The following is a 10163-nucleotide window of genomic DNA, read 5'->3' as shown; positions in this document are numbered from 1 at the left end:
ACTTGGCCCTTCCGAGCGGGGTCAGGGCGGCGCCCCTGGCGCGGGGCCGGCCCCCCCGGGCCGCCGCGACGCGGCCGGCCCCGGCGGCTCTGGCCGCCCGCTACCCGCGCGGCGAGCCGCTCACCCGGGCCGAGCTCGGCGTGCTGCTTGCCTATGCCAAGATCGTGCTGTTTTCCGATATCGTCGCCAGCGACGTGCCGGACGATCCGCATTTCGACCGCGACCTGATGGGTTACTTTCCCGACCGCATGGCAAAGAAATATGCGGCGGAAATCCACGGCCATCGCCTGCGCCGCGAGATCATCGCCCGTGTCGTCGCCAATGATCTGGTCAATCGCGGCGGCCCGTCCTTCGTCAACAGGCTGCAGGAAGCGACCGGGCGCAGTGCCGCCGATGTCGTGCGCACCTTCGCCGTGGTGCGGGATGGCTTTGCACTGCCGGCGCTCTATCGCCAGATCGATGCACTCGATAACCAGATCGACGGGCAGATCCAGCTCGACCTCTATCAGGCGGTCAGCCGGCTGATCTATGTGACCAGCGGCTGGTACCTGAAGAACGATGCCGACACTGCACTGCTCGGGCAGCGGATTGCCGAGTTGCAGGATGCGCGCAAGGCGCTGGAGCCGAAGCTCGTTTCGCTGCTGCCGGCCTTCTCGCGCGAGCGGATCGAGGAGCGGCGGCACAGCCTGTCGAAGGGCGGCGCGCCCGAGAGCCTTGCCGAGCAACTGGCGTTGACCGATGTGGCGGAACTCATCCCCGACATAGCGCTGACGGCTCGGACGGCAAATGCCGGCATCGTCGCTGCCGCCAAGGCGTTTTTTGCAGTCAGCGATGTCTTCCGCATCCCGCGCGTCGAAGATGCGGCGCGCTCGATCACGCCCTCGGATTATTACGATCAACTGGCGCTTTCCCGCGCCACCGACACGATCGGCGCGGCCAGGCGCGGCATCGCCGTGGCGGCACTCACCAGTCATGCCGAGGCGGCGGATCCGGTGTCGGCATGGTTGGAGGCCGGCGGCGAACGGGTCGGACGCATCCGCGAGCGGTTGCAGGCGCTGACCGAGGGCGGTGACATCACCGTGTCGCGGCTGTCGGTGGCATCCGGCCTGATGAGTGATCTGACGCAGCTGTGAGACGTCTTCCACATCGCGCGGGATTGCCGGGAAGAACTGCGCTATTGAGCGAACGGCGCCCTGCTTTGGGGGGCGCCGGAGCATGATCCCAAAAAGTGACGATCGGCTTTTGGACAAGATCGTGCTCAACAGAAGACGGAGCGTCATTCCGATTCGATCGGCATGGAGCAAGCTCCAGCGGAGGGGACATGGCTGAGATGGCAGTGCAGCGGGCATCGGGACGCGGCATCTGGGGATGGATGCTGTTCGACTGGGCGGCACAGCCGTTTTTCACGGTCGTTACCACCTTCATCTTCGGTCCTTATTTCGTCTCGCGCATGGCCAGCAATCCGGAGACCGGGCAAGCGGCCTGGGGCTACGGCATTGCCGCCGCCGGCCTCGTCATTGCCGTTTTGTCGCCGGTCCTCGGCTCGATCGCCGATCAGACCGGACCACGCAAACCGTGGATAGCCTTCTTCGCCGCGGTTAAGATCACCTGCCTCACCCTGCTGTGGTTCGCCGCGCCCGGCTCTAATCTTTTTCTGGTCGTGGCGTTGTTCTCGCTGGCATCGGTCGCGGCGGAATTCTCGACTGTGTTCAATGATTCGATGATGCCCCGCCTGGTGCCGAAGAGCGACATCGGCAGGATCTCGAACATGGCCTGGGGACTCGGCTATCTCGGCGGCATGATCGCACTGATCTTCGTCGTTACCGTCATGGCCGGCTCGCCTGAAACCGGCAAGACCGTCGTTGGGCTCGACCCGATCTTCGGCCTCGACCCCAGGCTCGGCGAGGACGCGCGCGCTACCGGGCCGTTATCGGCCGCCTGGTATTTCTTGTTCATCCTGCCGATGTTCTTCTTCACGCCTGATGCGATCAAAGGCATTCCAATCGGGCCGGCGGTGCGCGAGGGACTATCGGAACTGAAGTCGACGCTGGCCGAAGTGCGCAAGCGCAGCGGCATTTTTCGCTTTCTCGTCGCCCGTATGATCTATCAGGACGGCGTCAACGCACTGCTGGCGCTGGGCGGAACGTTTGCGGCGGCAATGTTCCATTGGTCGATTACCGAGATCGGCCTGTTCGGCATCATCCTCAACGTCGTTGCCATCGTCGGCTGCCTGGTTGCCGCACGCCTCGACACAGCGCTGGGTTCCAAGACCATAGTGATGATTTCGCTGGTCATGCTGAGCATTGCCACGCTCGGCATCGTCTCGACCGGCCCGGGCTATACGCTGTTCGGCGCCTGGGTGATGCCCGGACTGGACGGCGGCGGATTGTTCGGCACGGCGGCGGAAAAAGCCTACATTTTCTACGGCCTGCTGATCGGGCTTGCTTTCGGGCCGGTGCAGGCATCGTCGCGCTCCTACATGGCGCGCAGCGTCTCCGCTGCCGAATCGGGCCGCTATTTCGGCATCTATGCGCTGGCCGGCCGGGCAACCAGTTTTGCCGCACCCTTCATGGTGGCCACGATCACCCTGGCCAGCGGCTCGGCGCGGCTCGGCATGGCGGCGATCGTGCTGTTCCTTGGCGCCGGCATGGCGATCCTGATCGGCACGCCCTATCCGGCAGATCGGCCGGCGGAGTGAGCTGCTCTTGCCTTCTCCCACAGCGGGAGGGTAACGCGTTCAATGCCGGAAATGCCTCACTCCGGTGAAGACCATGGCAATGCCGTGAGCGTCGGCGGCGGCGATGACATCGTCGTCGCGCATCGAGCCGCCGGGCTGGATGACGGCGGTGGCGCCGGCTTCGATTGCCGACAAAAGCCCATCCGCGAACGGGAAAAAGGCATCCGAGGCGACGACCGAGCCCCTGGTCAAAGGCTCCGTCAGGCCGGCAGCCTCGGCCGCGTCGAGCGCCTTGCGCGCCGCGATGCGCGAGGAATCGACCCGGCTCATCTGGCCGGCGCCGATGCCGACTGTAGCGCCATCCCTGGCATAGACGATGGCGTTCGACTTGACGTGCTTTGCCACGCGAAAAGCGAATTTCAGATCGGCCAATTCGGCCGGCGTCGGAGCGCGCCTGGTCACCACTTTCAGCTCGAGGTCATCCACCACCGCGTTGTCGCGGCCCTGGACCAGCAAACCGCCAGCAACCGATTTCAAGCCAAGGCCCGCCGCGCGCGGGTCGGGCAGGCCGCCGGTGACCAGCAGGCGTAGGTTCTTCTTGGCGGCAATGATGCGGACTGCTTCTTCGGACGCCTCCGGTGCGATGATCACTTCGGTAAAGGTCTTGACGATCTCTTCGGCGGTTCCGGCATCGAGGATGCGGTTCATGGCGACGATGCCGCCGAAAGCCGAGACCGGGTCGCAGGCCAGCGCCTTGGCATAGGCCGCCTGCAGCGAAGCGTCCTCAGCGACGCCACACGGGTTGGCATGCTTGATGATGGCAATTGCTGCGGAGCGCGACGGGTCGAACTCGCCGACCAGCTCGAAGGCAGCGTCGGTGTCGTTGATGTTGTTGTAGGAAAGCTGCTTGCCCTGAAGCTGGCGCGCCGTGGCGACGCCCGGCCGCCTGTCGCCGTTGACATAGAAGCCGGCGCCCTGATGCGGGTTTTCGCCATAGCGCATCACCGACTGCAGCTTGCCGCCGAAGGCGCGCCATGTCGGATGCTCGATCTCAAGCGCCTCGGCGAACCATCCCGAGATCGCCGCATCGTAGGTGGCGGTGCGGGCAAAGGCCTTGGCTGCCAGCTTCTTGCGGAAATCCAGCGACAACGACCCGAAATTCATCTCCAGCGCGTTGAGCACCGAGGCATAGTCATCGGGATCGGTGACGATGCCGACATAGGCGTGGTTCTTGGCCGAGGCACGGATCATCGCCGGGCCGCCGATGTCGATGTTCTCGACGATCGCCGCGTAGTTGGCGCCGGAGCGACGCACCTCTTCGAACGGATAGAGATTGGAGACGACGAGATCGATCGGCTCGATGCCGTGGTCGCGCATCGCTGCGGCGTGCTCGGGATCGTCGCGCACGCCAAGCAGTGCGCCATGCACCGACGGGTGCAGCGTCTTGACGCGGCCGTCCATGATCTCGGGAAAGCCGGTGAGCTCGGACACGTCGCGCACGGCCATGCCTGCCTCGGCAAGGGCCCTTGCGGTGCCGCCGGTCGAGACTAGCTCGACGCCGGCCGAAGCCAGCGCCCTGGCGAAATCGATCAGGCCGGTCTTATCAAAGACGGAAAGGAGCGCGCGACGGATGGGTACAAGGTCGGGCGCGGGAATGTTCTTGGCGGCGACGGCCATGGGCTGGCGGCCTTTCCAGTTCTGGTTGGAGAGCGTCCGCGGGCCGTAGCATATGAGGCCCGGAAATCAAGCCGCAAGACTTGATCAGTGTCTGCCGTTGCCACCGGCTTCAGCTTTTTCCGGACGGCCGGCGATGATGGTGCGCGTCAATTGCCAGTGGACCTCGGAAATTTCCGAGGCCTTGAACGCAAGCACGATCTGGCGGCTGCGGCGCGGGCCGCCAAGCCCTGCGAAATAGATCGATTCCTCGACCTCGGGCACCACTTCGGTAGAGGTAAACACCCAGGTGTCGGCATGGTCGGCGGCCAGCACCAGACGGTCATGCTCATCCTGGAGCAGGCTTATATCGGGATGGACATGGAAACGCACCGTGACGAAGTCACGGCCATTGTTGCGGATAGAAGCGCCGCCCGGGCGCAGGAAACGTTCCTTGCCGGCAAGCACATTGCCTTCGGTCGATAATTTCAGCTCGCGCTCATGCAGGAAGCCGAAGCGCGCCACATAGCCGTCATGGCGGGCGATGAAGCCCTGGCTGCCCTTCTGGTCGGTGCGCTTGCAAGGCACATGCTGCGGCCCGCCGATCAAAGGCGTGCCGAGCAGGTCGTTGACGCGCAAGGAGTGATTGAAGCGCGCCGACGACGTGTCGTTGATGGTGGCGGTCGAGTGGGCGGCGGTGGCGCGGGCAAGCGGCCGGAACTCGGCGGCGCCATAAGTATCTATTCCGGCATTGACGATATAGTGCTGGCGGCCCGACGACAATTCGAAGGCGAGGCATCCGGCGTGAGCGGCATTGGATACGTCGACGGGGGGCGGCGGGCCGGTATCGGCGATCACAGTGACACCGCCCATCGACAGGCGCTCATAACCCGAATGCGGCGCGTGCAGCAACGGTGCGCCGGCGGTGTCGTCGTGATGCAGGATGCTGGCGATACGGTCGTGAATGGTGGCGCCCATGCCGTTGAAGCGGGCAAGGCTGCCGTCCTGATGGCGAAAGAAGCGCAGTGCCGGCAGCATCCGGTCGATGGCTCCGATCAGGGCGGCCGGCGGCGTCTCGGCCTGATTGGCGTATGTCTGGCGCAACGGCAGAAGGTCGGCGAGGATTTCAAGCACGGTCATCGGATTACGCGAGATATGGCCGCCGTCAGGCAGGATCTGGCGGTCGAGCTCCTCGGCGAGATTGCGGGTAGCACCGCGTAGCGCCGAGGCCGGCGCCGGCAGCGACAAAGCGGCAAAGGCCAGCGCAATGCGGGCGCGCAGCCTGTCCTTGCCGTCCGGCATCTCGCGCACCATGGCGCGCAGATAGCGGATCTGGACGGCGAGCGATTTCAAGAACGCGCGGTAGAACGGAAATTCGGCGCCCTGCAACACGATCGAGGAATGCTGCAGCCAGGCAATGACACGCTTGGCCGTCGTGCCGGGCTCCCAGGCGACGCCGGAAATATGGCTGCCATGGATTGCAATCCAGTCGGAAACCAACGCCCGCGCGTTGGCGGCGGCGAGCTCGGTACCGGCGGCACGCATATGGCGCAGCCAGCGAAAGCCATGCAGCGTTTTTTGCCAGCCGGGATTGGGCACGTCGATCTGGAAGGGCGATTTGCCGCCGGTCTCGACCAGATGCCCCGAAAGCGGATAGCGGCCGTAATAGATCTCGAGCGCGATCTGAGGATCGGCGAGCCGCAGGTCCGGTGGGGCGATCAGGACGCGCTCCGGCGTGCGGCCTGAGTAGCGCCAGCGATAGAGTGGCCCGGCGCGCAAGCGCCGGCGCGTCTTGCGCCAGAACTCCCTCGCGACAAGCGTCCAAAGACGCGTCGTGTTACCGGCAGCGATTGCCAAAACCCCTCCTGATCGTCCTCACCCAAGCACAAGTTTATATGATTCAAGAACTTGTGCGAAGGCGAATTCCGCGGCAGTGGGGCCGTTCAGCCTGTTTTCCATGCCTCCTCGCCCCAAGAAGCCGGACGGCGCTTCAAGATCGGCCCTTAGCCGGCTCTGCGCATGCGGGCGGCGAAGAAGCCGTCCAGCCCGGAGCGGCCCGGCGAGCCTAGCTCCAGATCGGCAGGCGTGGTGCGCAACGTGCCTTGCGGCGTCAGAAACGGGTCGATGCCGGCGATCTCACCCGGCCGAAGCGGGTCGTCGACAATCTCCGCATTGCCGGCGAGAAAGTCGCGATAGAGCTCTTCGCCTTCCAGCGGATCGAGCGAACAGTTGGAAAAGACGATGCGTCCACCAGGCTTGACCAGGGTGACGGCGCGGGCAAGCAGCCGGCGTTGCAGGTCGGCCAGTTTTTCGACGTCGGCCGCCGTCTTCGTCCAGGGAACGTCGGGATGCCGCCGCACCGTGCCGGTCGAAGAGCAAGGTGGGTCGAGGAGGACAGCGTCGAAGAGGTCCTTCGGCTCGTATTTGAGCAGATCGGCCTGGACGATCTCGGCGGCCAGACCGAGCCGTTCGAGGTTCTGCGTCAGCCGTGCCAGCCGCGTTTTGGACATGTCGAGCGCGGTGACGTGGGCGCCGGCGAGGATCAGCTGGGCGGTCTTGCCGCCCGGCGCGGCACAGAGGTCGGCGATTCGCAAACCATTGATGTCGCCGAACAGCCGGGCCGGCAGGCTGGCCGCTGCATCCTGAACCCACCAGGCGCCTTCCCCAAAGCCGGGCAGTTCGGTCACGGAAGCGCTGAGCTTTTCCACCCGCACCGTGCCGGTCGGCAAGACAAAGCCGCCGAGCCGTTCGGCCCACAGCGCCGGGTCCGACTTGACCGAGAAATCGACCGGTGCCTCATGGCGATGGGCGAGCAGTATCTGCCTGGCCTTGTCGAGGCCGTAGACCGTTTTCAAACGGTCGGAAAACCATTTTGGCGCCTCGTCGGTAGCGGCAAGTGCTGCGGCGAGCTCGTCCTGCTTGGCCCGCGCCAGCGTGCGCAGCACGCCGTTGACGAGGCCGGAAAAGCGCGCCGTGCGCGGATCGGACTTGGCGTGTGTCACGGCGAGGTCGACGGCGGCGCTGTCGGGAACATCGAGGAACAGGATCTGCGCTGCCGCCACATGCAAAATGTGCGAAAGCGCCGTGGCGTTGGGCGGCAGCGGCTTTTCCAGGCGACGGGCCAAAAGGCCTGATATGGTCATGCGGTAGCGCAGGGCGGTGACCAGAATGGCGCGCACCAAGGCGCGGTCGCGCAGGTCGAGCGCCTTGTATTGTGGATGGCCGTTTTCATGGTCGGTCAGCCCGTCGAGCGGCGTTTTCGCATCGATGACGGCGGCAAGCAGGCGCGCAGCTGCTTTGCGCGCGGCGAGGCCGGGCGCTTCCGAAGGTTGTCTTGGAAGCGGCGTCATCGTGCGGGTGATCGCTTGGCTAATGCGAAGACGGCGTTGAGAAAATCGTCTTTGCTACCCGCGGGGGAAGACAGCCCCAGGTATTCATTCTCCACCTTGCCGAGATAGTCGGAGATTTGCCTGGGATCTGCGCCGTCGACCACGAGACGCATAATCTGCAGCAGATAGTTGTCATACTCATCTGCAGGAAGCGGACGGAATCCAGGTTCCCTGGATGTCGCTGTACTCTCCATAGGTATTCCAATCGGGTTCCAGTGCTTAGCGCACAGGATACGCATCTCCTCAAGTTGCATAGGCCCCTTCCCGCCCGCGGCTGCGCTCACGACCACGGACCTTTGGGTCCGGTCGGATTGCGTCCCCAGGGATTGGGTCTCGGCTTGGCCGTCTCAGGCGGCCTCTCGGGCCGCGCGGCCCTGTCCCACGGACCAGACGGCTGCTGCCCGGTCCCTTCCGGCGCCGGCCTTGGCGTCGCGGCCGCTTCGGGTGCGCCGGCCATTTCGCTCGCCATCCTCTGCAACGCGGCGATGCGGTTTTCTGTGCTCGGGTGAGTGGAAAACAAACTGTCCATGCGCTCGCCGGAAAGAGGATTGATGATGAAGAGATGGGCGGTTGCCGGATTGCGCTCGGCATCCGGGTTGCGGATGCGTTCGGCGCCCCGCGCGATCTTGTCAAGTGCCGAGGCGAGCCACAGCGGGTGTCCACAGATTTCGGCACCGCGCCGGTCGGCCTCATATTCGCGGGTGCGGCTCACCGCCATCTGCACGATCATGGCGGCCAGGGGCGCGACTATCATCGCCACCAGCACGCCGACGATGCCAAAGGAATTGTTATTGTCGCGGTTGCCGCCGAAAAAGAAGGCGAAATTGCCGAGCATCGAAATTGCGCCGGCAAAGGTGGCGACGATCGTCATGGTCAGCGTATCGCGGTGCTGCACATGGGCGAGCTCGTGTGCCATCACCGCCGCGACTTCTTCATGCGATAGCCGCTCGAGCAGGCCGGTGCTGGCGGCGACAGCGGCATTTTGCGGATTGCGGCCGGTGGCGAAGGCATTGGGCTGCGGATTGTCGATGAGATAGGTTCTCGGCATCGGCAGGCCGGCACGTTGCGCGAGACCCTTCACGATGGCGTAATATTCAGGCGCGTTGCGTTCGTCGACTTCGATCGCACGGTGCATCGACAGCACCATCTTGTCGGCGTTCCAATAGCTGAACAAATTGGTGCCGGCGGCGATCAGCAAGGCAATCATCATGCCGCCGGATCCGCCGATGAGATAGCCGACGCCCATGAACAGGGCCGTCATTGCGGCCAAAAGCATGGCGGTGCGAAGGGTGTTCATCGTCTGCTCCATTTTGGCCCAACAAAGGGGTCGATCCTTGTGGGCCCATCGCTATATGATGGGAAACAGCGGTTCCCGTTTCAATCGGGGCCTGTTTCAATCTAGCGGAAGATCGCATGATCGACAAAACCAGCCATACGCATGCTAACGGCTCGCCGCAAAAGCCGCTGACCCCGGCAGCCAGGCGCGCCTTGGTCGAGGCCGAGGCCCGGCGGGAGAAATATCGCGAGCAGGAAGCCACGCTGCCGAGGGAGATCGGCGGGCGCGGCGGCAAGGAGCCTGGCCGCTATGGCGACTGGGAGGTCAAGGGCCTGACCAGCGACTTTTAGCGCAAGCAGGGTGCTAGTTAAGCAGGCTGTGCGGTCCGTTCCGCTTCGATGGCAATCCAGCCGTTGTCATCGACGGCGATGCCGATCGCGCCATAGCCGGTGATGGCGGCATGCGGCGTCTCCAACGGATGCCGGTGCGTGGCGCTGATCACCACGATTGCAGCGCCCGCGGCTTCGGCCGCCGCTATGCCGGCCGGCGCGTCCTCGAAGACGAGGCAGTCGCCCACATCGACGCCGAGCCGTTCGGCCGCCAGCCGGAAGCAGTCGGGCGCCGGCTTGCCGCGCGATACATCCTCCGCCGCAACAATCACGGCGGGAGCCGGAATACCCGCGGCCTGCAGGCGCAGCAGGGCGAGCTCGCGCGGTGCCGAAGTGGCGATCGCCCAGCTTCCAGGCGGCAGCGACGCCAGGAAGGCCGCGGCGCCGGCAATCGGGCGAATGCCCTCGACATCGGCCGCCTCGGCCTGCAAAAGCGAATCGGCTTCGCGGGCAGGATCGACGCCTGGGAGCGCCAGCCGGCCGATGGTCTCGATCGCCCGCACGCCGTGGATGGTCGGCAGGAATGCGGCGACATCAAGACCTTGCCGATGCGCCCACGCTGCCCAGACCCTTTCCGCCGCGGCGATCGAATTGAGAATCGTGCCGTCCATATCGAACAGGAAGGCCGCGAATTTTCTGCCTTCAAACATCGGTTTCCCGGGGTTATCTTGGAGGGATTATTTCGAAAGACGCGTGTCAATCGACCGTAACGTTGCCGCGTCCGTATGGGAAGCCGCGAGGCGTCGTTTTTGACGACCACAAGGAACCGCCACGCACTG

At 64.7% G+C, this 10163-nt stretch carries 8 protein-coding genes and 1 pseudogene; 3 read left to right on the top strand and 6 right to left on the bottom strand.

The window, feature by feature from the left end:
- Together NKJ91_RS07470 and NKJ91_RS07465 are read left to right on the top strand one after the other, a co-directional pair.
- Positions 1-1133: pseudogene (locus NKJ91_RS07470) on the top strand (NAD-glutamate dehydrogenase); the annotation flags it as partial.
- Positions 1134-1321: 188 nt separating this feature from the next.
- On the top strand, positions 1322-2698 hold the full coding sequence (locus tag NKJ91_RS07465) for an MFS transporter (RefSeq protein WP_352455027.1): 1377 nt from the start codon (positions 1322-1324) through the stop codon (positions 2696-2698).
- Between the two features lie 39 nt (positions 2699-2737).
- On the opposite strand, the gene purH is transcribed toward NKJ91_RS07465, so the two are convergent.
- The 5 genes from purH to htpX form a co-directional block, all read right to left on the bottom strand.
- Positions 2738-4354 carry a bifunctional phosphoribosylaminoimidazolecarboxamide formyltransferase/IMP cyclohydrolase gene (gene purH, locus NKJ91_RS07460; RefSeq protein ID WP_352455026.1) on the bottom strand — a complete coding sequence of 539 codons (1617 nt, stop codon included), beginning with the start codon at positions 4352-4354 and terminating at the stop codon, positions 2738-2740.
- A gap of 84 nt (positions 4355-4438) precedes the next feature.
- Positions 4439-6187: a heparinase II/III family protein gene (locus NKJ91_RS07455; RefSeq protein WP_352455025.1), complete on the bottom strand. Its 1749-nt coding sequence runs from the start codon at positions 6185-6187 to the stop codon at positions 4439-4441.
- Between the two features lie 146 nt (positions 6188-6333).
- Entirely contained in the window at positions 6334-7680 is a 1347-nt protein-coding gene (locus NKJ91_RS07450) for an RsmB/NOP family class I SAM-dependent RNA methyltransferase (RefSeq protein ID WP_352455024.1), read from the bottom strand.
- Entirely contained in the window at positions 7677-7973 is a 297-nt protein-coding gene (locus NKJ91_RS07445; protein WP_352455023.1) for a hypothetical protein, read from the bottom strand. The genes NKJ91_RS07450 and NKJ91_RS07445 overlap by 4 nt, the downstream gene beginning before the upstream one ends.
- Positions 7974-7999: 26 nt before the next feature.
- Positions 8000-9016, bottom strand: a complete 1017-nt coding sequence (gene htpX, locus NKJ91_RS07440; RefSeq protein ID WP_352455022.1) for a zinc metalloprotease HtpX — start codon at positions 9014-9016, stop codon at positions 8000-8002.
- Positions 9017-9132: 116 nt separating this feature from the next.
- Here htpX and NKJ91_RS07435 point away from each other — a divergent pair, with 116 nt between their 5' ends.
- The gene (locus tag NKJ91_RS07435) at positions 9133-9345 is read left to right on the top strand and encodes a DUF1674 domain-containing protein (RefSeq protein ID WP_352455021.1); all 213 of its coding nucleotides are present in this window, start codon (positions 9133-9135) and stop codon (positions 9343-9345) included.
- Between the two features lie 17 nt (positions 9346-9362).
- Here the strand turns inward: NKJ91_RS07435 and NKJ91_RS07430 are convergent, their stop codons facing one another.
- Positions 9363-10034, bottom strand: coding sequence for an HAD-IA family hydrolase (locus NKJ91_RS07430; RefSeq protein ID WP_352455020.1), 672 nt, complete (start codon positions 10032-10034; stop codon positions 9363-9365).
- Between the last annotated feature and the right edge of the window lie 129 nt (positions 10035-10163).

It is taken from the genome of Mesorhizobium sp. M0040 (assembly GCF_040323505.1).
Lineage (GTDB): Bacteria > Pseudomonadota > Alphaproteobacteria > Rhizobiales > Rhizobiaceae > Mesorhizobium.
The sequence above is the reverse complement of the archived record's forward strand: the minus strand, read 5'-3'. Positions and strand labels throughout refer to the sequence as shown.